This window comes from Rhizobium phaseoli (assembly GCF_001664385.1).
In the GTDB taxonomy this organism is placed as follows: Bacteria; Pseudomonadota; Alphaproteobacteria; order Rhizobiales; family Rhizobiaceae; genus Rhizobium; species Rhizobium phaseoli.
Genome location: NZ_CP013532.1, coordinates 1,236,227 through 1,256,898, shown reverse-complemented (window position 1 = coordinate 1,256,898; position 20,672 = coordinate 1,236,227). Strand labels below are relative to the sequence as shown.

The following is a 20,672-nucleotide window of genomic DNA, read 5'->3' as shown; positions in this document are numbered from 1 at the left end:
CTTTAGCGGAACAAGGCGAGCGTACCGTCCATTTCTTCGCGGATCCACGCCTTGAAATCCTTGACCTTCTTCGGCTCGCGCGCACCCTCGGCGGCAATGAAATAATGGCCGAAACCGGTCTTTGCGCGAATGCCGAAGGGAGCCGCCAGCCGGCCTTCGGCCAGCGCAAAGGCGGCAAGCGTCTGCCAGGCAAGCATCACGCCCTGGCCGGCGATCGCCGCATCGAGACAGAGCGAGGCGTCGTTGAAGACGTGACGGGTCACAGGCGTGGCGCCCGATAGCCCCGCCTCGCGCATCCAGACCTCCCAGCCGAACATGGCATGGCCATCGATGATGGCAGGCAGCTTCAGGATATCGGCGGGCTCTTTCAATTTCGCCGCCATTTCGGGCGAACAGACAGGAAAGACCTCCTGTTGCAGCAGCAGTTCGGCCTTCACGTCTGGCCATTTGCCGGCGCCGACGCGGATGCCGATATCGACATCGCCAAGCGCCGGATTGACGAGATTGTGCGTCGCATCCAGCCGCAGCTTGATGTCGGGATGTCGCTCGGCGAAACGATCGAGCCGGCAGACGAGCCAGCGGGCGGCGAAGACTGGCGCCACCGAGATCGTCAGGATCGCATCGTCCTTGCGGCTGGCGATCGACACCGCCGCCGAAAGACGGGCAAAACCCTCGTCGAGCGCATGCAGCACCGGCCGGCCGGCTTCGGTGGCGATCATGCCGCGGGCGGTGCGCTCGAAGATCACCTGCCCCAGTTGCGCTTCGGCCTTGATCACCTGCTGGCTGACGGCGCCGACCGAGACGCCAAGCTCGTCGGCGGCCGCCTGCAGCGAGCCGAGACGGCCGACGGCGTCGAGCGCCCTGAGGCCGTTGAGGTGCACCGTGTTGAGGTTCTTCATATAGTTTTTCTATAACAGCGCCTCGGTAATCTCAATTGAAAATCTGGCTGCCGGCGCACAGATTGGTGGCATAGGCGATCCCAGCCGGTGCGGGATCACCATTTACGTCACCGCTGGAGAAAGCGAGGCATGCCATGTCATTGCTGAAGTTTTTCTTGAAGCCCGCCCTTGCCACGGACGGCGGGGACACCGCTCCAATCTGGAAGGACGATCCGCTGCGACACCCCGAGATCAAGCACATGTCGTTGCGCGAAATCGCTGATCTGCCACTTGGAATGGAGAGTGACGCAAGCGCAGAGACTAGGACGCCGCTGACAACAGGCGCATGAGACGGCTGCCGCTCATTTGCAGAATCGCTCTGTCTCGGCCCACAAAATGCGCGTCGCCGTAGAAAAACCTTACTTGGCACCTGCATTCGCGCGAGCCACGTCTCGGCGTCGCGAAGCCTATCTGTTTCAGAAAGAGATTTTCAGTGCCATCCATTCGAAAAATCCTATTCGGACTCCTCGGAATTTTCACGGTCGTGATTGTCGTCGGTGCCGGCTGGCTCTGGCAGGTCGCGGGTGTTTACGGTTTCAACACCGTCTTGCGGCGCGGCGGGACCTATTGGACCGACATGAAACCTGACGACGATCGCCTTTCCGCCTCCATGCGTTTGGCGTTGAGCCCCGTGATCCCGGCGGTCCTGCCCGGGCCGCTGGTCTGGCAGGAGCCGGAGCCGGGCTTCGAGGTGGCGGAGCTGCCGGTTCTTGCCGATGGCCGCGAAGTCGACCGGATCTTTCTAAGCCGAGTTGACCCGGCCCGCTTTCGATTCGTCACGCATAATGCGGCTGCGGGCGATAAGGGCATCGACGAATGGGAAAAGACTTTGCCGAACGCCGTGCTCATCGTCAACGGCAGCTATTTCGACAAACATGGCAGGCCCGATACGCCTTTCATCAGCGAAGGCATTGCGATGGGTCCTCGGCAGTATGACGCGCGGGCCGGCGCCTTCACTGCCGATAAAGACACTGCCGAGATCCGTGACCTCTCGCATCAGGATTGGCAGACAGCCTTTGTCGGCGCGTCGAACGCAATGGTCTCCTATCCGCTCCTGATCGGCGATGACGGGCAAACGCATGTGAATGTGAAAAGCCGCTGGCTCGCCAACCGTACGTTTGTCGCCAAAGACGATCTGGGGCGCGTCGTCATCGGGACGACAAAGGAAGCGTTCTTTTCCCTCGACCGGCTGGCACAGTTTCTCAAGACCTCGCCGCTCAATCTCAAGGTCGCGCTCAATCTTGACGGCGGTCCCGTCGCCTGCCGGAGCGTGCGGCTGAATGGCTATCGGCAAAAATTCTACGCACGGTGGGAGTCTCAGGCGGACGGCAACACAGTAAGCCTGCTCCGCTGGCCGATTTCCGAAGCCAACTGGGCCATGCCGATGGTGCTGACGGTCGAGCGGAAATAGGTCGATCGGCACTGCGCTGAAAGGCGCCCAGCCGATGACGCGCGCATTGACCTGCCGCTTTTCCCGGCGTAAATAGCTAGACAGTCTAGCCAGGAGACGTCTCATGGAATGGCAGTTGCAGGACGCCAAGAATCAGTTCTCGAAGGTAGTTCAGAGGGCGCGAGATGAGGGGCCGCAGGTGGTGACGTTGCGCGGAGAGCGGACGGCTGTCGTCTTATCCGCCCGCGATTACGACGCCCTGCGCGCCGGCCGCCCGACGCTCGTCGACGATCTGCTGGGCGGTCCTGCCTGGGACGACGAGCTTGCCGATGCGGTGGAAGCTCGGGCCAAGAACCCAAGCCGTAGCGTGACCTTCTGATGTATCTGGTTGATACGAATATCGTCTCGGAGGCGCGGCGCGGCACGCCGCAGGCGGTTACCTGGCTGCGCTCCGTCGACCCGCTGAGCATCCATCTGAGCGCCCTGACCCTTGGCGAGATCATGCGCGGCATTGCCCTCAAACAGAAGTCGGATCCGAAGGCCGCAGGCCACCTCGCCGAGTGGCTGCGCAAGCTGCGCCATGATCACGGCGCCCGCATCCTGCCGGTAACAGATCAGATCGCCGTGGAATGGGGCCGAATCGCCGCGATCCGGCCGCGCGGCGACATCGATGGACTGATCGCCGCGACCGCCATCGTCCATGATCTGATCGTCGTCACCCGCAATGTCGGCGACTTCAATGACACCGGCGTATCGGTGATCGACCCTTGGGAACCCTCGGCATGACCTCCGGGATTCTGCGCCCCTGCCCCGCGGGCCTCAGGTCAGCGATCAGCCGCGATCGTAGGCGAGCGCGCGCTGAACGGCGGGGCGCTTCAGCATGCGGGCGTGGTGGGCGCTGACCTTTGCGAAGCGGGCGGGGTCGACGCCGTCGGAGGGCAGCCAGTCGGTCATGACGAAGAGATAGGGATCGGCGAGCGAATAGGTCTCGCCCATCACCCAGGGGCCTTTGAACATCGTCTCTTCGATCAGGGCGAAACAATCCGCCATATTCTGCGGCACCTTCGCCTTCATCGCCTCGAGCGCCGCCGGATCGTCGGCCCAGCGCGAGCCGCGCGGGCGATGGGCATGGTTCACATGCACGGTCGAGCAGAGATAGTTGTTGAAGGACTGCAGCCGCGCCATTTCGAAGACATCGCCGAGCGGCGCGAGTTTGGCGGCCGGCGCGCTTTCCGCGATGAAACCGAGGATCGCCGGCGTTTCCGTCAGGACGCCGCGGTCGGTGACCAGCGCCGGCACCCGTCCCTTCGGATTGATCTGCAGATAGCCGGGCGTGCGCTGCTCGCCATCGCGCAGGCTGAGCTTTTTCGTTTCGAAGCCCAGGCCGGATTCTTCCAGGGCAATCAGGCTTGCGAGCGCGCAGGTTCCCGGCGCGTAGTACAAAGTCAGCATGGTTGTCGTCTCCCTTTCGGGAAGTGTATAGCGCAGCCGTCGCGATGCCGGAACTGGAGAGATGGCAGTTTTGACACTGGGTGGGGACGCCCCTCATCCGCCTGCCGGCACCTTCTCCCCGCTTGCGGGGCGAAGGGGGCAAGCCGTGACCTCTCCGTCCCTCGCCCACATCTCGCGGGGCATGTCCCCTCTCCCCGTTTGACGGGGAGAGGGCTAGGGTGAGGGGCAAATCACGGCACAAACTCGCCCTCACCCGCAGCCCGGCACATCCTCCAGCCGGTGCCAGACCGGGATGCCGCGTTCCCTCGCAATGCGCACGTCGTTGTCGGCGCCCTTGGAATCGCCGGCCAAGCGCAGTACGCCCTCGCAGAGCTGCAGCAGCCGGCCGGCGACCGGGTGGAAGATCTCTTCGTAGAGGCCATCGCCAACCGACGTGCCGCCGGCGGCGTGCCAGATCGGCAGCGCCACCCATTCACCGATCATCGGCACGTGGCCAGCCGCAAACAGCTTATGCGAGGGTTCCTCCAGCCGCCTCAGGTTGGCGGCCATCTTTTCCGGGTCGTCGCCGGTTCCCGACCGGTAAGGGCCGGCAATCAAAATCAACATGATCCACTCCTTCGCTCCGCCCTATGCGTGAGCACTCCCGGCCTCATGCACGGGACTTCCCGAAAATGCACGATAATTCTTGAATGTCGAGTCATTTCATGCAAGATCACGCTATCTCGTTTAATTTCGTGCGGAGAGATGATGCTGACGACGCAACGCAAGGCCTTGATCCTCGACATATTGCGCCGTGACGGCCAGGTGATCGCCAAGCGCGTCGCCGGGGAATTTTCGCTTTCAGAGGACACGATCCGGCGCGACTTGAGGGAAATGGCCGCCGAAGGGCTGTTGAAACGCGTGCATGGCGGGGCGATGCCGCTATCGCCCGATCTGCCCGATTTCACCGCCCGCCGCAGCGTCTCGTCCGAGATCAAGGCGCGGCTCGGGGCGGCGGCGGCGGCGATGATCAGGCCGGGGCAGATGATCTTCCTCGACGGCGGCACGACGACGGCGGAGATCGCCCGGCATCTGCCGCGCGACATGCCGCTGACGGTTGCGACCCACAGCCCGACGATCGCGGCCGAGCTGGAGCACCATCCGACGGCCGAGGTGATCCTGACCGGCGGCCGGCTCTACAAACATTCGATGGTGGCGACCGGGGCAGCGGCGATGGCGGCAATCTCGCAGCTGCGCCCCGACCTGTTCTTCCTCGGCGTCACCGCCGCCCATCCGGTGCACGGCCTATCCACCGGCGATTTCGAGGAAGCGGCGATCAAACGCCATATCGCCCGCCGCTCGGCCGAAGCGCATGTGCTGCTGACGCAGGAGAAGTTCGACCTCGTCTCGCCCTGCCCGGTGCTTGGAATTTCCGAGGTGGCGGGGCTGATCGTGCCGGCGGAGATGACGGCCGAACGGCTGAAGCCCTATCGCGATCTCAACAACACGATCGCCGCGGCATAGTCATTCGGCAAGAGCCGAGGTAACGCTGATATCGCCGACATGGATGCCGTTCCAGTTGCGCATCGCGGTTGCGGCGAAGGCCGTCAGGGCGGCATGCACCGTCTCTTGCGTCTCGAAGAAACGGGCGAGTGTCGCGGCCACCATGGCTTCGGCGGCACGGGTGGCGCCGTCCTCGCATTTCAGCGCGATGGCGATGCCCTTTTCCGGGATCGCGGCGCAGAAGACGCCCTCGGCGCCGGTTTTGACGAAGATGCGACCCGGGGCGATCTGCATCAGCGCCGTGCAGGCACGCCCGGAGCCGGCGACATAGAAGGGCTCGGCCATGCAGGCCTCGATCAGGCGGCGGGATGCCTTGGCGCGCAAAGGCTCCAGGCCGATGCCGGTCGCCATCTTGGCAAAACCGTGGGCAAGGCTGCGCAAAGGCACGGCATAGGTCGGGATCGAGCAGCCGTCGGTGCCGCAGCTTTCCGCGCCGAGAACGGCGCCGGTCAAGCTTTCCATCGTCGCGCGAATCTCGACCTGCAGCGGGTGCTCATAACCGACATAGCCGGTCGGATCGATATCCCGGTGGCAGCAGGTGCAGATGAAGCCGGCATGTTTGCCGGAGCAATTGTTGTGCAGCGCCGTCGGCGCCTCCAGCGTGCGGGCCTGCTGGATCAGGACCTTCTGGTTCATCGACCAATGGGCGCCGCATTCCAGGGCTCCCGCATTCCGGCCGGCGCGCGCCAGCATGGAAGCGGCAAGCGCCACATGCTCGTCCTCGCCATTATGCGAGGCGCAAGCGAGCGCCAGTTCCTTGTCGCCAAACCCATAGGCATCGGCTGCACCGCTTTCGACGAGCGGCAGCGCCTGCATCGCCTTGCAGGCAGAACGCGGGAAGACGGCGGCCTCGACATCGCCGAGCGAAAAGACAAGGCTGCCATCGCCATCGACGACCGCCACCGCGCCACGATGACGGCTTTCGACAAGCAGACCACGGGTGACTTCGACGGCGACGGGATTGGTCATGGCTCTCATCCGGATGCTGGTGGGATGCCGCAGGCATAACGCGTCAGGGCGCGAAAGCCAACGGGGTTTGGGCTAGGCTGCCCGTCGCAGGGCCAGCGGCCTGTCTTGGGAGCGCCGGCTATTGTCCGGGAGACATCCCGCCAGCTTCCGTCATCCATCGCCACCATTGGATTTGCCACGGATCTCCCTCCACTCTCCGTCGTCCTCGGGCTCGACCCGAGGACCCAGGCTGGCCTCCGTCGCACCGTCCCATGGATTCCAGGCTCAAGGCCTGGAATGACGGAGGTTGAAGAGGGCGGTTTGGCAGGATCACTATGCTGCCGTCCAGCCTTAACCTCCGTCACTCGGGCAAATCGACTTCTGGCTCTCCAGTTTGGCAGCCCATATCTGAGCGGAATGCATCACAAAAATTGACCGCGACGATCGAAAACTATCGTTTCCCTGATGTGTCCGATTCCGGCTAAAGGTGGCGCATCAGGAACCGCTCCCATGTCATCCAGTTTTCCCTTGATCCTTGGCGATAAGAGGATCCGCATTCCCACCGTGACGCTCGTCGCGCTCGCCTTTACCTATGCCTCGACCGTGCCCTACCAGTCGATCATCGGCATCAATGAACTGGGTCTCGGCAACGGCGCCTATTCGGCGCTGGTGTTCTTCTCGGCAATCGTCAACGTGACGACCAGCCTGACGCTCGGCATCTGGTCGGACAGGCTGAAGGAGCGGCGGCCGCTGGTGCTGGCGCTGTCGGTTGCCGGCATGCTCGGCTTCGGCTCGATCGCGATCATCCACAGCCCGGCCATCTTCATCGTGTCGACGCTGCTGCTGGTGCCGATGAGCAATTCCACCTATTCGCTGCTTTTCGCCAGCCTGCGCGCCAGGACCAACCAGATCGAGCGCGGCCAGGCAGCGGCGGTGACGGCGACGGTGCGGGCGCTGTTTTCCGGCTCCTGGGCGCTGGCGCCGGGGCTGATCGGCCTTTACCTCGCCAATTCGGCATCGATGACCCCGGCCTATGGGATCGCGGCCTTCGCAAGCCTCGTCTGCTTCTGCCTGTTTTTCCTCTTCGCGCCCGGCAACGGCACCGCCGGTCCCGCCCCCGATCACGTCGGCTTTCTGGCGTCACTGAAACGCATCTTCATGCCCACCGTGCTGCTGCGCGTCGTCGTTATGTCGCTGCTCTTCGGGCTGCAGCGGCTGAACGGCATGCTCTCGCCGCTGATCATCACCCATGCGGCCGGCGGAACCGTGGTCGATGTCGGCTTCATGGCCGGGCTGACGGCCTTTCTCGAAATGCCGTTCATGATGATGTGGGGTTTTGCCCAACGGCGCTTCCGCACCGTGCATGTGCTCGCCTTCGGCGCGCTGATCTACTGCACCTATCTGATGCTGCTCGGCTTTGCCTCGGCGCGCTGGCACGTCTATGCGCTGCTCCTCCTCAACGCGTGCGGGGCGGCGGCGATCCTCAGCGTGCCGATCACCTATCTGCAGGACCTGATCGCCGACCGACCGGGGCTCGGAACCTCGCTGATCTCGCTCAACAGTTTCATCGGCACCGGCATCGCCGCCGGGCTCTTCGCCTTCGGCACCGGCATCACCAACTATTCCGGCACCGCCTTCGTCGGCGCCGGCGCCGGTCTGGCGGCGATCGGAGCGCTGCTCTATCTCGAAAGCGAGCGGCGCCAGGCGCGGCAGCCGGCTTGATGTGCGGTCGCTTGCAAGCGACATGATCCACAGTGTGAGCGCAGAGGAAACGTCGCGCGCCACCGGCGGTGCGTCGGTGATCGCCAGGCCGGAACCTCACCCCACATTCCGTCATCCTCGGCCTTTGAGCCGAGGATCCATGCTCGCTACAAGTCGAAGCCGCTTGGGTCCTCGGGTCAAGCCCGAGGACGACGGAAGAGAGGGTGGCGCCTATCGCGAAAGACACATTCGCGGCAGGGACAGGGCGACACGCGCCGGAAACGCAGCCCCTTCAGCGGCTCCGCCTCAACGCGACGTGATGCGATAAGCACAGCGGCGGGCGCCGGCGAGGATGTGTTCGCTGCGCTCGACCTCGGCGCCGAGGACGGCCCGGAAGGTTTCGAGCTCGGAGCGGCAGAAGCCGGCGCAGGCGGATGCGGCCGCGCAGATCGGACAGTGGTTTTCGACCAGCATGAAAGAGCCATCGGCCTCCCGCCAGCTGTCGGCCATATAGCCTTCGCGGGTGCGGATAGCGGCTAAGCCCTCGACGCGGGCGGCAAGGTCGCCGGCAGTCTCAAGCTCTCGGCGATAGCGCTTCAGGGTTTCGGTCTCGCGGGCCGAGATGACGGTGTCGAGCGCTGCGGCGCCAAGCTGTTCGGTGAGGGTGGCGAGCAGGTTTGCCGTCAGTTCGGCATGGCCGTCGGGAAAGCGGCGGTTGCCGGCCGCAGTCAGATGCCAGAGCTGACGCGGCCGTCCCCGGCCGCCGGCGGCGACGGTCACCGGTTCCACCAGCCCCTCCTCCGCCATCTTAGCCAGTTGCTGGCGGGCGGCCTCGCCCGAGATGCCGAGCGCATCGCCGATTGCGGCGGCAAGCTGGGGACCCTCGGTCTTGATCAGGATCAGAATCCTGACGGCTGGGGATTGGCGCATATTTTCCAAGTCAAGTCTTGCTTTAATCGAGGCTGCATGTAATTTTCCAATTTATAACTTGGAATATCATTTCTCGCCAGCGAAAATGTCGGGGTTCTCCCATGTCCAAAATCGACCAGACCATCGCCCTTCCGGACGCCAGCTCCGTCTTCCGCCTGTTCCTTCCCGAGCACTTGGCGGCAACGCTGATGCTGGCCGGCGGCGTGACGCTTTATGCGGTCGAGAGCTACGTCACCGCGACCATCGCTCCTTCGATCGTGCGCGATATTGGCGGTCTTGCCCTGTTTTCCTGGGTGACAAGCCTGTTCGTCGCCGCCGCCGTGCTCGGTTCTATCTTCGTCGCCATGCGGCCGCGGGGGATTACGCTGCGCGGCGTCTATGTGATCGCCGCCCTTGTCTTCGGCGCGGGCAGCCTGGTCGCCGCAATCGCCCCGTCAATGCCGGTAGTGCTGATCGGCCGGGCGCTGCAGGGGCTCGGCACGGGGGCGCTTGCGGCCCTCGGCTACGCCTTCATCCGCTTCGTCTACCCCGAACCCTTATGGCCGAAGGCGACGACGCTTTACGCGGCGATCTGGGGGATCTCGACCGTCATCGGCCCGACGCTCGGCGGCTTCTTTTCCGCCGGCAGCAGCTGGCGCTACGCCTTCATCGTGCTCGTGCCGCTCGGCCTCGTGATGGCGGCGCTGGCACCGCGGCTCCTGCCCGAGGTCGAGGACGACCGCGAGCAGCTCAAGACGCCGGTTGCCCAGATCGGGCTGCTTCTTGCCGCCGTGCTGATGATCAGCGCCGCCGGCGCGATCGAGGCGACAGCCATCAAAGCCGCCCTCATCACCGCCGCGTTCATCGCGGTATCGGCCATGCTGTTCATCGAGGCCCGAAGCCGCAACCGGCTGCTGCCGTCCGGCGCCGTCAGCCTGTCGAAGCCGATTTCCCGCGTCTATCTGACGATGCTGGCCATGACCCTCGTGCTCGTCAGCGACGTCTTCATTCCCTATTTCCTGCAGAGCCTGCACGGGGTGACACCGCTGATGTCGGGCTATCTCGTGGCGCTCGTCGCACTCGGCTGGACCTTCGCCGCCTTCCTCAGCAGCTCCCTGACCGGCGGCCAAGCCCATGCGGCGATCGTTGCCGGCGCGCTGATCGAGGCGGTGGCGACCGCTTCGCTGGCCGTCCTCCTCGCCCGGGACAATCCGCAGGGGCATTTGCCGCTGATTGTGCCGGCGGCGATCGCGATATTCATGATGGGCTTCGGCATCGGCCTCGGCTGGGCGCATCTCGTCGCCATGGTGTTGAAACTCGTCGCCAGCAACGAACAGGACAAGGCCTCGGCGGCAATCCCGACGATGAGTTCGCTCGGCGGCGCCTTCGGTGCGGCCATCGCCGGCGTCATCGCCAATGGCGCCGGCCTCGTCGAACCGGGCGGCATATTGGGCGCGCTGTCGGCGGCGCACTGGCTCTATGCGGCGATGGCGCTGCCCGGCATCGTCGCGATTGCGGCGGCGATGACGCTGAGAGACAGTCGAAATTGAAAAGGCGCCTCAAGGTTCGAGGCGCCTCTTGTAGCGTGACTAGATCTTTCAGGCGACGTTGCGTTCCGGTTCCGGCGCCTGCTGGACGGCCTGCTGCTTGACGCCGAGATAGAGGACGGAGCCGCGGCCGATGCCATAGGTATCGCAGACCTGGGGCGTCAGGAATTCGGTGACCGGAATCTGCTGGACAGCCAAACCGGCGCGCTGGATCACATCGATGAAGCCGGACCTCGAGAAGATGCGCACATGGTCGTCCTGGCCGAAATGCGCCCAGCGGCCTTCCGGCGTCGTCACCTCGGGATTCTCATAGGTGTCCTCGATTGACAGGCAGATCGGCGCCATCAGAATGGCGACGCTGTCCTGCTTCAGGACTCGCCGGATTTCTGCCGTGGCACGCACCGGATCCTCGACATGTTCGAGCACATGCGAGCAAAGTACGAAGTCGAAGCTCTCGTCGGCGTAGGGCAGATTGTGAATATCCGCCTTGTCGTCCGCCTCGGGCATATGCATGTCGCAGCTGCGGTAGAAGACATGCGGGTGGCCCTTGAGCCAGAAGGTCAAGGCCCGGCCCGGCGCAATATCCAGGAAGCGGACGGGCTGCGCCTGATCGAGGCGCTGGAATACCGGCGTCAGGAACAGCGCGTATAGCCTGTCGCGATCGGTCGAATGACAATTGGGGCAGCTATAGGCCTGATGGTTGATCGTCTCGAACTCATCGATGCGATAGGGAAAGCCGTGCTCGACCGCCTTGTCGATGTAGTAGCGCGGTAGCGGTACGAAATGCGGAATTCTGCTGCGGCAGATGGGGCAGGCGTGGAATAGAGCCATTGTATCCTCGTAGGGACCGTACAACGCGCAAGCAACGCCACATCAAGATGCGCAGTTTCGCGGCCGGGTTTCGATCAGACAAACGTTCAACGATCCTGGAGACTCACGAACGGCCAGGATCAACGCCACCTTGCGCGCCAATGCTGGCCCGAAACTGACGTCAGACAGTGAGCATGATCTTGCCGATATGGCTGCCGTCTTCAAGCAGCCGGTGCGCCGCGACGACGTCCTCGAAGGCAAAGACCTTGTGAACGACAGGAGCGACGGTGCCGGCCTCCAGCAGCGGCCAGACTTCGGCGAGCAGATCGTCGCGGATGGCGCGTTTTTCTTCCGTCGTGCGCGGGCGCATGGTGGAGCCGGTGACCGTCAGCCGCTTGACCATGATCGGCGACAAATTGATCTTTTCGGCAACGGCGCCGCCGAGGAAGGCGATGATCGACAGGCAGCCGTCCTTGGCGAGCGAGGCGAGGTTGCGCTCGAAATAGGCCGCCCCGATCATGTCGAGGATGATATCGACGCCCTGGCCGGTCTCGGCCCTGATCACCTCGGCGAAATCCTCGCTGCGGTAGTTGATCGCCCGTTTGGCCCCGAGCCTCTCACAGGCCTCGCATTTTTTCGGTGAGCCGGCCGTCGCATAGACCTCGGCGCCGAAGGCGCGGGCGAGCTGGATCGCCGTCGTGCCGATGCCGCTGGTGCCGCCATGGATCAGCACCGTCTCGCCTTCCGTCAGCCCGGCCATCTGGAAGAGATTGGCCCAGACGGTGAAGAAGGTTTCGGGCAAGGCCGCCGCCTGCACCGCGTCATAGCCCTTGGGAAAGGGAAGGATCTGGCCTGATGGTAGCAGGCAATATTCGGCATAGGCGCCGCCATTGGCGAGCCCGCAGACCTTGTCGCCGACGGCATGATCGGTGACATCGGGGCCGACGGCGACGATTTCGCCGGATAGTTCCAGGCCGAGGATCGGGCTCGCATCCTTAGGCGGCGGATAGCTGCCCTGGCGCTGGGCAATATCGGGGCGGTTGACGCCGATCGCCGCGGCGCGCACCAGCACCTGCCCCTCACCCGGCACCGGCAGCGGGCGTCTGCCGATCGCCATCACCTCTGGAGTGCCGAAGGACTTGAGATCGACGAAACGCATTTCCTGAGGCAATGGCATGGTGCGATCCTCCCTGATCCAAACAGGGGAATTAAATCAGCACCGCCGGCTTGGGAAGGTTGGAAGCGGCAAGCGTGTCAATTCGCCTCGCCGAGGACGTGGAAGGCGAGGCCCTCCTCGCTCTCCTTGGCGGCCGATTTGATGACGGCGATCTCGGCGCCGACGCGGTTAATATCGTCGATGACGAGGTCTTCCGGCAGTTCGAGCACGCCGATCGAGCAGCGCATCAGCGGGAACAGGGCTTCGGCGCCGGTGCGGTCGTGGCCGAGGATTCGGCCGGCGGCACGGTGCTCTTCGGAATAGAGGTCGAGCACGTCGTCGTGGAAATCGCTGATGAGCCGGTCGAGGATCTCGGTCAGTTCCTCCTTCGTCCAGCCGACGACGCCGATGAAGAAATCGTCGCCGCCGACATGACCGAGGAAATGCCGCTCGGCGAAGAAATAGCGGCGCATCAGCGCGGCAAACAGCGAGATCGCATGGTCGCCGAGATGGAAGCCGTAGGCATCGTTGAACGGCTTGAAATTGTCGAAGTCGCAATAGCAGAAATGGCGGACCTCGTCGCCGTCGCGGCCGGACTGGCGCATGAAATCGCGGATGGCGCGGTTGCCCGGCAGGCCGGTCAGCGGGTTCTGGTCCTGGGCGGTCTTCAGCTGCTTCTCGTTGATGACCTTGATCAGCGAGGCGGCGGAGACGACGCCGGCATAACGCATATTGTCGGTCAGGATCAGGCAGTTGCTGCCTTCCATATTGGCAAAGATCGCCATCAGATGCTCGGCATCGCTGTCGAGGCCGACGATCGGCGCCATCTCGACGAAATGCGAAATGCTGCGCTCATACATCTTGTTCTTCAGGAGATCGCGGCCGAAGGGCTGGTAGATATATTCCTTCAGGTGATGCTCATGGATGATGCCGCGTGGCTCGTTGTTGGCATTGAGCACGGGAAAGAAAGCCTGGCGCGGATTGCGGCGGAAAAGCTCGAAGACGCTGTCGATGCTGTCGTTTTCGTAGACTGCCGGCAGCAGCTCGATCTGCTTGCGGATGAGGATCTCGTCGAGCGACTGGCTGGCGCGCTTGCTTTTCCCGAGCTCCTGCAGATGCGGGAAGGACGGCGCCAGCTCCGACATGTGCGTCGTCGGCCGCGAGATGAACCAACCCTGGACGAGATCGACGCCATATTCGCGGCAGGCGATGAATTCGGCCTCGGTCTCGATGCCCTCGGCGATGACGCGGGTGCCGAGCACATGGGCGATGTTGACGATGCTCTTCAGGAGATGGCGCTTGCGCGGACTGCGGTCGATCTCGGCAACGAAATGGCGGTCGATCTTCAGATAATCGACCGCGTGATCGCACAGCAGTTTCATTTCGCCGTGACCGACGCCGAAATCGTCGATCGCCAGCTTGAAGCCGGCCTTGCGCAGCTTCGAGACCAGGGCTGAAAATTCCGGTACGCTGGTATTGTCGAAACGCTCGGAGAATTCGAAACAGATCGAAGACGGCGGGATATTCGCAGTCCTCAGATGCTGCAGCAGGTTTTCGACCAGCCGTTCGCCATGCGGGATGAGGCGGACGTCGAGATTGAGGAACAGCGTCGAGTTGGAGAAATTCGACAGCGTCGCGAATTTGGCAAGCGCGCGGCTTGCCAGCATCTGTTCGAGCTGCAGCAACTGGCCGGCCTCATGGGCCTGATCGAGAATCTCGGCCGGCGTGTCATAGCCGATGCGCTCCTGGCCGCGCATCAGGGACTCGTAACCGAACACCGTGCCGGTGCCGGCCTCGACGATCGGCTGGAAGGCGTTCTCGACCACGAGCTTGGCAAGGGTAACGATCTGATCGCTGGCGTAACGGCGCAGGACGCCGGGCTCGACGGGGGAAGCCAGGGATGTGCCGGTTTTCATCTCGGCCGAGCTCCGCTGTGATTTGTTCTTGTTGAGCCAGGACCATGCGGCAGAAGGATCAATGAACCCTTTCGCCAGTGTGAAAGTTTTGTGAAAGACGCGAACCATCGCTGCGCGTTCCGCGTTTATTCGAGTTCCCCCATACAATCAGATGCTTGTTCAGGCGGAGCGACGGCGCTGCGCCTCATGATCGGCGAACATGTCGGCGACGCATCTGCCGCCCGAGGCAACGCTCTCGTCATTGAGGAGATCGGCCTTGATTTCGCCGAGCTTGCGGGCGCTGTCCCAGAGGCGGAGCGCCTCGCGGACGACCTCGCTGCTCGAGGCGTAACCGCCATTGTCGACGGCAGCACGGATGCCCGCTGCCTGTTGCGGAGAGATGGAAACGGTGACCATCGGCATGAACTTCCTCCCTTTTTTATTCAGGCAGTACCCTGCCTTTGGGGGACGCATGACCATTTGCGGCGATCGTATAGGACCACCCGCTTTTGGCGAGCGGTCCGTACTCCTTAAGTCTAATCCCCTGCCATGTCCTTGTCAAAACGGAGGCGCCAAAAAGCCGACGACGGCGCTTCCGAAATTTCAACTGCGCAAACCGAGACCGAAGGCGATCATCGTCCATCCCTGAATGATGAGATCGACGGCCAGGAAAAGACCGAGGATCCAGAGGCTGTTCACCGGCCAGCCCAGCGCGATGACAAAGCCGGCCAGCGCCGTCATCACGCCGCTGGCGGCGATCCAGCGCCAGCCCTTCAGCGGTCGCATCCGCATCCCGACCCAGAGGCGGAAGACCCCGGCCACCAGCAGCGCAATGGCCAGAAACAGGGTCAAGGCCGCCGAGGTGAAGATGGGATTGATGAAGGCGCAGATGCCGGCAAGCACGTAAAGCAGGCCGCTCAGAGCCCAGAAGAGCACCTGATCCCAACGGCGCACCTGAAAAGCGTGGACGAGATAGATGACGCCGCCCGCCAGCATGAGCATGCCGACATAAAAGACCGAGGCGACGGTGGCCATCAACAGGTTGCTGAGAGCGATGAGGCCGCAGATAAGAAGCAGAACGCCGAGGCCGAGGAACCATGTCCATTTCGACCGCAGCGGGGATCCGGGCATTTCGTTGAAGACGCTGGTCATAGCACACCTCCTGATCAACTTCGAATATGTTGCGCCCGTTTCTCCGGAAAAGATCTGCGCCAAATCAATTCGGCCGAGATTTTTGTTGATTGATCAGTCAATCAAAAATATCCTTATCCAAAATGCGTGAGGAGTTGGCGTTTTGCCGAAAGTCGGAATGGAACCGGTGCGCCGCAAGGCGCTTGTCGATGCGGCGCTGCGAGTGATCGGCGATCACGGCTCGCTGGCGGTCACCATGTCCGATATCGCCCGTCAGGCCGGCGTGTCTGCAGCCCTTGCCCATCATTATTTCGGCAGCAAGGAGCAATTGCTGATCGAGACGATCCGCTCGCTGCTCAGGCAGCTGCGCCGCGATACGGTGGCGGCGCTGAAGGAGGCGCGCACGCCGCGTGAGCGGCTTTCGGCCATCATCCGCGTCAGCTTCCACGCCGACCAGTTCACGCCGGAGACGATTGCCGCCTGGCTTGCCTTTTACGCCGAAGCGCAGCGCTCAGAAGAGACGCGCCGCTTCCTGGTAATCTATGCCCGCCGCTTGCGCTCCAACCTGCTTGCCGATCTCAAGGCGCTGCTGCCGGCCGACGCCGCAGAACGCATCGCCGAGGGCGCTGCGGCGATGATCGACGGGCTTTATATCAGGCAAAGTCTGAAATCGGCGCCGATCGGCATCGAAGCCTCGATCGCGCTGACGGAGGATTATGTGAACGCACTTCTGGCCAGCGCCTCCCCTTCTCCCACCCGGGGAAGGAAAAACCACTTCGCACCATCCAAGGATAAATGACATGAAAGCCCAACCGAAAGCCTCGCACTTCATCGATGGCGAATATGTCGAGGATAGCGACGGCACCGTCATCGAGAGCCTCTATCCTGCTACCGGCGAAGTGATCGCCCGGCTGCATGCGGCAACGCCTGCGATCGTCGAGAAGGCGATCGCCGCGGCCAAAAGCGCCCAGCCGGAATGGGCGGCGATGAGCCCGATGGCGCGCGGCCGCATCCTGAAACGCGCTGCCGACATCATGCGCGAACGCAACCGCGAGCTTTCCGAACTGGAAACGCTCGATACCGGCAAGCCGATCCAGGAGACGATCGTCGCCGATCCGACCTCGGGCGCCGACGCCTTCGAATTCTTCGGCGGTGTTGCACCGGCCGGCCTCAACGGTTCGCACATCCCGCTCGGCCAGGATTTTGCCTATACCAAGCGGGTGCCGCTCGGCGTCTGCGTCGGCATCGGCGCCTGGAACTATCCGCAGCAGATCGCCTGTTGGAAGGGTGCGCCGGCGCTGATCGCAGGCAATGCCATGGTGTTCAAGCCGTCTGAGAATACCCCGCTCGGTGCCTTGAAGATCGCCGAGATCCTGCATGAGGCGGGGCTGCCGAAGGGGCTCTTCAACGTCATCCAGGGCGACCGCGATACCGGGCCGCTGCTCGTCAACCATCCCGATGTCGCCAAGGTGTCGCTGACCGGATCGGTGCCGACCGGGCGCCGGGTGGCGGCGGCTGCCGCCGGCAGCCTCAAGCATGTGACGATGGAACTCGGCGGCAAGTCGCCGCTCATCGTCTTCGACGACGCCGATCTCGATTCGGCGGTCGGCGGCGCCATGCTCGGCAATTTCTATTCGACCGGCCAGGTCTGCTCGAACGGCACCCGTGTCTTCGTGCAGAAGGGCATCAAGACGGAATTCCTGAAGCGGCTGAAGGCGCGCACCGAGGCGATGCTGATCGGCGACCCGATGGACGAGGCGACGCAGATCGGCCCGATGGTCTCCTGGGCACAGCGCGAGAAGGTGGTCGCCTATATCGAGAAGGGCAAGGCCGAAGGCGCGACGCTCGTTGCCGGCGGCGGCATTCCCAACAACGTCTCCGGCGAAGGTTATTACGTGCAGCCGACGGTGTTTGCCGACGTCACCGACGAGATGACCATCGCCCGCGAGGAGATCTTCGGGCCCGTCATGTCGGTGCTCGATTTCGACGATGAGGACGAGGTCATCACACGCGCCAATGCCAGCGAATTCGGCCTGTCGGGCGGCGTCTTCACCGCCGACCTCACCCGCGCCCACCGCGTCGTCGACCGGCTGGAGGCCGGCACGCTGTGGATCAACGCCTATAATCTCGCGCCGGTCGAGATCCCCTTCGGCGGCTCGAAACAATCCGGCTTCGGCCGCGAGAATTCGCTGGCGGCGCTGGAGCATTATTCCGAGCTGAAGACGGTCTACGTCGGCATGGGGCCGGTACAGGCGCCTTACTAAGTCAGCGCAAGCAGCCCCTCATCCGCCCTCCGGGCACCTTCCCCCCCAGGGGAGAAGGGGAGTCGAGAGGCCGTGGCACGTCCGTTCTCCCCTCGGGAGAAGGTGGCGGCAGCCGGATAAGGGGGCGACGCGGCGCGGCGGCTGAAGCAAAACACGAGAGAAAAACCATGCAAGCAGATTTCGTCATCATCGGCTCGGGCTCCGCCGGCTCCGCCCTCGCCTATCGCCTCTCGGAAGACGGCAAGAATTCCGTTCTCGTCATCGAGGCGGGCGGCAGCGATTTCGGGCCGTTCATCCAGATGCCGGCCGCCCTTGCCTGGCCGATGAGCATGAAGCGCTATAATTGGGGTTATCTCTCTGAGCCGGAACCCAACCTCAACAACCGGCGTATCACTGCGCCGCGCGGCAAGGTGATCGGCGGCTCCTCCTCGATCAACGGCATGGTGTATGTGCGCGGCCACGCGGAAGACTTCAACCGCTGGGAGGAGCTTGGCGCCAGCGGCTGGGCCTATGCCGACGTGCTCCCCTATTTCAAGCGGATGGAGCATTCGCATGGCGGCGAGGAAGGCTGGCGCGGCACCGACGGACCGCTGCATGTCCAGCGCGGCGGCTTCACCAATCCGCTGTTCCGCGCCTTCATCGAGGCCGGCAAGCAGGCGGGCTTCGAGACCACCGACGATTATAACGGCAGCAAGCAGGAAGGCTTCGGCCTGATGGAGCAGACCATCTTTTCCGGCCGCCGCTGGTCTGCCGCCAACGCCTATCTGAAACCGGCGCTAAAGCGGAAAAATGTCGGCATGGTCTACGGCCTGGCACGCAAGATCGTCATCGAGGACGGCCGGGCGACCGGCGTCGAGATCGAGCGCGGCGGCAAGGTGGAGGTGGTCAAGGCGACGCGCGAGGTGATCGTCTCGGCCTCCTCCTTCAATTCGCCGAAGCTCTTGATGCTGTCGGGCATCGGCCCGGGCCAGCATCTCAACGACATGGGCATCGCGGTGAAGGCCGACCGGCCGGGCGTCGGCGCCAACCTGCAGGACCACATGGAATTCTACTTCCAGCAGGTCAGCACCAAGCCGGTGTCGCTCTATTCCTGGCTGCCCTGGTTCTGGCAAGGGGTGGCCGGCGCGCAATGGCTGCTGTCGAAGGGCGGGCTCGGCGCCTCCAACCAGTTCGAGGCCTGCGCCTTCCTGCGTTCCGCGCCGGGGCTGAAACAGCCCGACATCCAGTATCATTTTCTGCCGGTGGCGATCAGCTATGACGGCAAGGCGGCGGCCAAAAGCCATGGTTTCCAGGTGCATGTCGGCTACAACCTGTCGAAATCGCGCGGCAGCGTGACGCTGCGCTCGCCCGACCCGAAGGCCGAGCCGGTGCTGCGTTTCAACTATATGAGCCATCCGGAAGACTGGGAGAAATTCCGCCACTGCGTGCGCCTCACGCGCGAAATCTTCGGGCAGACGGCCTTCGATGCCTATCGCGGCCCGGAGATCCAGCCTGGCGAAGGCGTGCAGAGCGACGAGCAGATCGACGCCTTCCTGCGCGAGCATCTGGAAAGCGCCTATCACCCCTGCGGCACCTGCAAGATGGGCGCCAAGGACGATCCGATGGCAGTGGTCGATCCGCAGACCCGGGTGATCGGCGTCGATGGCCTGCGCGTCGCCGACAGCTCGATCTTCCCGCACGTTACCTACGGCAATCTGAACGGCCCCTCGATCATGACCGGCGAGAAGGCCGCCGACCACATTCTCGGCAAACAGCCGCTGGCGCGCTCCAACCAGGAGCCCTGGATCAACCCAAGGGCGGCGGTCAGCGACAGATAATCAGTGATAATCTTCTTCACGCTGGTGACGGACGGCGAGGACAATGACGCTCGTTTCGTTCACCACCTTGAAGAGAATGACATATCCGGCTGAACCGAATGGTGCGAGGAGCTCGCGCAGCAAAGGATCATCCGCAGATGCGCGTCTGGCCATAAGCGGAAAATCCTGGAGTATCATCAGCGCTTTCTGGATGGTGTTAAGGGCACGTTCCGCCAAATCCGGATCACGTTCGATCAGAAAATCGGCGAGCCGGTCGAGATCTTCATAGAAGGTCTTGGTGTACTTCAGCTCGAAGGTCATTTCTGCTGTGCGGCTTTGCGGGCTTTCGCCTTTTGAAGCTTTCTGCGCATCAACGCCTGAATGTCGTCTGTTGTGTAGAACACACCCGTCCGCTGCGCTTCCGCCAAGCCGGCTAGGCCGCGTGCGACGAACTCCGCTTGGGTTCTTCTATAGTCGATCTGGCGGCGAAGGGAATCCTCCATCAGCGACGACAAGCTCTCGCCTTCTTTCAGAACGCTTTCGGCAGCAGCGCGCAATTCAGGATCCACGCGAAGGGATGGGAGCGATGCCGTTTTCATGAACTTCCTCATGCGTTGCAATTGCAACGCAATATGGCGGATCATCGTGGCATATTCAACTCCGCCCGTGGCGCAATTCATGCGCGCCTTAGCTGGGAAAATCGGGAGCGACCGCCTCAGAGAAATCCTATCCACCGCCCGGCCAATACGGCGGCGATCCAGACCGCGGCCGACAGGGCTGCGGAGAAGCGAAGGCCGGGTTGGATGAGGCCGGTTGATATGACCGTTTTCCACCCTTGCCCGAGATGAACAACCAGGAGGTTGAGCAGGCCGAGGCCGATCAGGCCAAGCTTAGCGAGGAAGGCCGGATTGGCGGCATATTCGACCGCCCGGACACTGAAGAGGCAGAAGCCGGTGAGAATGGCCGCGGCCAGGCCGACGCCCGCGGAGCGCGACAGAAACGGCGCGACAATCTCCACCGGCACCTTGCGGAAGCAGCCGGCAAGCCTGAGATCAAGCGGCAGGATGGCGCCGACGAGAAGGCCGATCGCCAGGATATGGCCTGTGTTGACGAACATGTAGAGTGTTGCGGAGCGCCGGAGCGTTACCGCTGGAGTCGTGGCCGACAGCCATTCGAGAATGTCGATCACAGCC

23 protein-coding genes are annotated in these 20,672 nt (G+C 63.3%); 10 read left to right on the top strand and 13 right to left on the bottom strand.

From position 1 onward, the window contains the following. Window positions 1–2: 2 nt before the first annotated feature. Window positions 3–899 carry a LysR substrate-binding domain-containing protein gene (locus AMC88_RS06095; RefSeq protein ID WP_004676067.1) on the bottom strand — a complete coding sequence of 299 codons (897 nt, stop codon included), beginning with the start codon at window positions 897–899 and terminating at the stop codon, window positions 3–5. A 134-nt stretch (window positions 900–1,033) separates the two neighbouring features. Between AMC88_RS06095 and AMC88_RS33995 the strand changes: the two genes are divergently transcribed. The 4 genes from AMC88_RS33995 to AMC88_RS06075 all read left to right on the top strand — a co-directional run bounded on the left by AMC88_RS33995 (window position 1,034) and on the right by AMC88_RS06075 (window position 3,114). Next, window positions 1,034–1,228, top strand: coding sequence for a hypothetical protein (locus AMC88_RS33995; protein ID WP_064824981.1), 195 nt, complete (start codon window positions 1,034–1,036; stop codon window positions 1,226–1,228). A 143-nt stretch (window positions 1,229–1,371) separates the two neighbouring features. Continuing rightward, on the top strand, window positions 1,372–2,349 hold the full coding sequence (locus AMC88_RS06085) for a phosphodiester glycosidase family protein (RefSeq protein WP_064824980.1): 978 nt from the start codon (window positions 1,372–1,374) through the stop codon (window positions 2,347–2,349). A 103-nt stretch (window positions 2,350–2,452) separates the two neighbouring features. Continuing rightward, window positions 2,453–2,707 carry a type II toxin-antitoxin system Phd/YefM family antitoxin gene (locus tag AMC88_RS06080; RefSeq protein WP_004676069.1) on the top strand — a complete coding sequence of 85 codons (255 nt, stop codon included), beginning with the start codon at window positions 2,453–2,455 and terminating at the stop codon, window positions 2,705–2,707. Further along, a complete protein-coding gene (locus AMC88_RS06075) occupies window positions 2,707–3,114 on the top strand; it encodes a type II toxin-antitoxin system VapC family toxin (RefSeq protein ID WP_010025678.1) in 408 nt (135 codons plus the stop codon). Before AMC88_RS06080 ends, AMC88_RS06075 begins: the two co-directional genes overlap by 1 nt. A gap of 45 nt (window positions 3,115–3,159) precedes the next feature. On the opposite strand, the gene AMC88_RS06070 is transcribed toward AMC88_RS06075, so the two are convergent. Together AMC88_RS06070 and AMC88_RS06065 are read right to left on the bottom strand one after the other, a co-directional pair. Beyond that, entirely contained in the window at window positions 3,160–3,780 is a 621-nt protein-coding gene (locus AMC88_RS06070; protein ID WP_012483086.1) for a glutathione S-transferase family protein, read from the bottom strand. Between the two features lie 249 nt (window positions 3,781–4,029). Then, window positions 4,030–4,386: a hypothetical protein gene (locus tag AMC88_RS06065; protein ID WP_010007611.1), complete on the bottom strand. Its 357-nt coding sequence runs from the start codon at window positions 4,384–4,386 to the stop codon at window positions 4,030–4,032. Window positions 4,387–4,527: 141 nt separating this feature from the next. Here AMC88_RS06065 and AMC88_RS06060 point away from each other — a divergent pair, with 141 nt between their 5' ends. Next, entirely contained in the window at window positions 4,528–5,283 is a 756-nt protein-coding gene (locus AMC88_RS06060; protein ID WP_041683574.1) for a DeoR/GlpR family DNA-binding transcription regulator, read from the top strand. On the opposite strand, the gene AMC88_RS06055 is transcribed toward AMC88_RS06060, so the two are convergent. Beyond that, window positions 5,284–6,291: an asparaginase gene (locus AMC88_RS06055; RefSeq protein WP_012483085.1), complete on the bottom strand. Its 1,008-nt coding sequence runs from the start codon at window positions 6,289–6,291 to the stop codon at window positions 5,284–5,286. A gap of 489 nt (window positions 6,292–6,780) precedes the next feature. Between AMC88_RS06055 and AMC88_RS06050 the strand changes: the two genes are divergently transcribed. Continuing rightward, window positions 6,781–7,992, top strand: coding sequence for an MFS transporter (locus AMC88_RS06050; protein WP_012483084.1), 1,212 nt, complete (start codon window positions 6,781–6,783; stop codon window positions 7,990–7,992). A gap of 285 nt (window positions 7,993–8,277) precedes the next feature. Here the strand turns inward: AMC88_RS06050 and AMC88_RS06045 are convergent, their stop codons facing one another. Then, a complete protein-coding gene (locus AMC88_RS06045) occupies window positions 8,278–8,901 on the bottom strand; it encodes a helix-turn-helix transcriptional regulator (protein WP_012483083.1) in 624 nt (207 codons plus the stop codon). Between the two features lie 101 nt (window positions 8,902–9,002). Here AMC88_RS06045 and AMC88_RS06040 point away from each other — a divergent pair, with 101 nt between their 5' ends. Then, window positions 9,003–10,430: an MFS transporter gene (locus AMC88_RS06040; protein ID WP_064824978.1), complete on the top strand. Its 1,428-nt coding sequence runs from the start codon at window positions 9,003–9,005 to the stop codon at window positions 10,428–10,430. 48 nt (window positions 10,431–10,478) lie between these two features. Here AMC88_RS06040 and AMC88_RS06035 read toward each other — a convergent pair whose 3' ends face one another. From AMC88_RS06035 to AMC88_RS06015, 5 genes are all read right to left on the bottom strand, one after another. Beyond that, on the bottom strand, window positions 10,479–11,258 hold the full coding sequence (locus AMC88_RS06035; RefSeq protein WP_012483081.1) for a class I SAM-dependent methyltransferase: 780 nt from the start codon (window positions 11,256–11,258) through the stop codon (window positions 10,479–10,481). Between the two features lie 160 nt (window positions 11,259–11,418). After that, entirely contained in the window at window positions 11,419–12,414 is a 996-nt protein-coding gene (locus tag AMC88_RS06030) for an NAD(P)H-quinone oxidoreductase (RefSeq protein ID WP_012483080.1), read from the bottom strand. 77 nt (window positions 12,415–12,491) lie between these two features. Further along, window positions 12,492–14,309 (bottom strand): GGDEF domain-containing protein, encoded by a 1,818-nt coding sequence (locus tag AMC88_RS06025; RefSeq protein WP_170960092.1) that lies wholly within the window; start codon window positions 14,307–14,309, stop codon window positions 12,492–12,494. Window positions 14,310–14,468: 159 nt separating this feature from the next. Next, window positions 14,469–14,711 (bottom strand): ribbon-helix-helix domain-containing protein, encoded by a 243-nt coding sequence (locus tag AMC88_RS06020; RefSeq protein ID WP_004669555.1) that lies wholly within the window; start codon window positions 14,709–14,711, stop codon window positions 14,469–14,471. Between the two features lie 180 nt (window positions 14,712–14,891). Next, window positions 14,892–15,440 (bottom strand): HdeD family acid-resistance protein, encoded by a 549-nt coding sequence (locus AMC88_RS06015; RefSeq protein WP_012483078.1) that lies wholly within the window; start codon window positions 15,438–15,440, stop codon window positions 14,892–14,894. Window positions 15,441–15,582: 142 nt separating this feature from the next. Between AMC88_RS06015 and betI the strand changes: the two genes are divergently transcribed. The 3 genes from betI (at window position 15,583) to betA (ending at window position 19,500) form a co-directional block, all read left to right on the top strand. Then, window positions 15,583–16,218 (top strand): transcriptional regulator BetI, encoded by a 636-nt coding sequence (gene betI, locus AMC88_RS06010; protein ID WP_004669551.1) that lies wholly within the window; start codon window positions 15,583–15,585, stop codon window positions 16,216–16,218. Window position 16,219: 1 nt separating this feature from the next. Continuing rightward, window positions 16,220–17,683, top strand: coding sequence for a betaine-aldehyde dehydrogenase (betB, locus tag AMC88_RS06005; protein WP_012483076.1), 1,464 nt, complete (start codon window positions 16,220–16,222; stop codon window positions 17,681–17,683). A 167-nt stretch (window positions 17,684–17,850) separates the two neighbouring features. Further along, window positions 17,851–19,500: a choline dehydrogenase gene (gene betA, locus AMC88_RS06000; RefSeq protein WP_012483075.1), complete on the top strand. Its 1,650-nt coding sequence runs from the start codon at window positions 17,851–17,853 to the stop codon at window positions 19,498–19,500. Here the strand turns inward: betA and AMC88_RS05995 are convergent, their stop codons facing one another. The 3 genes from AMC88_RS05995 to AMC88_RS05985 all read right to left on the bottom strand — a co-directional run bounded on the left by AMC88_RS05995 (window position 19,501) and on the right by AMC88_RS05985 (window position 20,668). After that, entirely contained in the window at window positions 19,501–19,800 is a 300-nt protein-coding gene (locus AMC88_RS05995; RefSeq protein WP_012483074.1) for a type II toxin-antitoxin system RelE/ParE family toxin, read from the bottom strand. After that, window positions 19,797–20,078, bottom strand: a complete 282-nt coding sequence (locus AMC88_RS05990) for a YlcI/YnfO family protein (protein WP_041683859.1) — start codon at window positions 20,076–20,078, stop codon at window positions 19,797–19,799. The genes AMC88_RS05995 and AMC88_RS05990 overlap by 4 nt, the downstream gene beginning before the upstream one ends. 116 nt (window positions 20,079–20,194) lie before the next feature. Beyond that, on the bottom strand, window positions 20,195–20,668 hold the full coding sequence (locus AMC88_RS05985) for a DUF6644 family protein (protein WP_010022588.1): 474 nt from the start codon (window positions 20,666–20,668) through the stop codon (window positions 20,195–20,197). Window positions 20,669–20,672: the final 4 nt, after the last annotated feature.

What these genes read in the sequence shown, in the direction of transcription:
- AMC88_RS06095 (WP_004676067.1), bottom strand. Translation starts at nt 899, where the DNA reads ATGAAGAACCTCAACACGGTGCACCTCAACGGCCTCAGGGCGCTCGAC.
- AMC88_RS33995 (WP_064824981.1), top strand. Translation starts at nt 1,034, where the DNA reads ATGTCATTGCTGAAGTTTTTCTTGAAGCCCGCCCTTGCCACGGACGGC.
- AMC88_RS06080 (WP_004676069.1), top strand. Translation starts at nt 2,453, where the DNA reads ATGGAATGGCAGTTGCAGGACGCCAAGAATCAGTTCTCGAAGGTAGTT.
- AMC88_RS06075 (WP_010025678.1), top strand. Translation starts at nt 2,707, where the DNA reads ATGTATCTGGTTGATACGAATATCGTCTCGGAGGCGCGGCGCGGCACG.
- AMC88_RS06070 (WP_012483086.1), bottom strand. Translation starts at nt 3,780, where the DNA reads ATGCTGACTTTGTACTACGCGCCGGGAACCTGCGCGCTCGCAAGCCTG.
- AMC88_RS06065 (WP_010007611.1), bottom strand. Translation starts at nt 4,386, where the DNA reads ATGTTGATTTTGATTGCCGGCCCTTACCGGTCGGGAACCGGCGACGAC.
- AMC88_RS06060 (WP_041683574.1), top strand. Translation starts at nt 4,528, where the DNA reads ATGCTGACGACGCAACGCAAGGCCTTGATCCTCGACATATTGCGCCGT.
- AMC88_RS06055 (WP_012483085.1), bottom strand. Translation starts at nt 6,291, where the DNA reads ATGACCAATCCCGTCGCCGTCGAAGTCACCCGTGGTCTGCTTGTCGAA.
- AMC88_RS06050 (WP_012483084.1), top strand. Translation starts at nt 6,781, where the DNA reads ATGTCATCCAGTTTTCCCTTGATCCTTGGCGATAAGAGGATCCGCATT.
- AMC88_RS06045 (WP_012483083.1), bottom strand. Translation starts at nt 8,901, where the DNA reads ATGCGCCAATCCCCAGCCGTCAGGATTCTGATCCTGATCAAGACCGAG.
- AMC88_RS06040 (WP_064824978.1), top strand. Translation starts at nt 9,003, where the DNA reads ATGTCCAAAATCGACCAGACCATCGCCCTTCCGGACGCCAGCTCCGTC.
- AMC88_RS06035 (WP_012483081.1), bottom strand. Translation starts at nt 11,258, where the DNA reads ATGGCTCTATTCCACGCCTGCCCCATCTGCCGCAGCAGAATTCCGCAT.
- AMC88_RS06030 (WP_012483080.1), bottom strand. Translation starts at nt 12,414, where the DNA reads ATGCCATTGCCTCAGGAAATGCGTTTCGTCGATCTCAAGTCCTTCGGC.
- AMC88_RS06025 (WP_170960092.1), bottom strand. Translation starts at nt 14,309, where the DNA reads ATGAAAACCGGCACATCCCTGGCTTCCCCCGTCGAGCCCGGCGTCCTG.
- AMC88_RS06020 (WP_004669555.1), bottom strand. Translation starts at nt 14,711, where the DNA reads ATGCCGATGGTCACCGTTTCCATCTCTCCGCAACAGGCAGCGGGCATC.
- AMC88_RS06015 (WP_012483078.1), bottom strand. Translation starts at nt 15,440, where the DNA reads ATGACCAGCGTCTTCAACGAAATGCCCGGATCCCCGCTGCGGTCGAAA.
- betB (WP_012483076.1), top strand. Translation starts at nt 16,220, where the DNA reads ATGAAAGCCCAACCGAAAGCCTCGCACTTCATCGATGGCGAATATGTC.
- betA (WP_012483075.1), top strand. Translation starts at nt 17,851, where the DNA reads ATGCAAGCAGATTTCGTCATCATCGGCTCGGGCTCCGCCGGCTCCGCC.
- AMC88_RS05995 (WP_012483074.1), bottom strand. Translation starts at nt 19,800, where the DNA reads ATGACCTTCGAGCTGAAGTACACCAAGACCTTCTATGAAGATCTCGAC.
- AMC88_RS05990 (WP_041683859.1), bottom strand. Translation starts at nt 20,078, where the DNA reads ATGAAAACGGCATCGCTCCCATCCCTTCGCGTGGATCCTGAATTGCGC.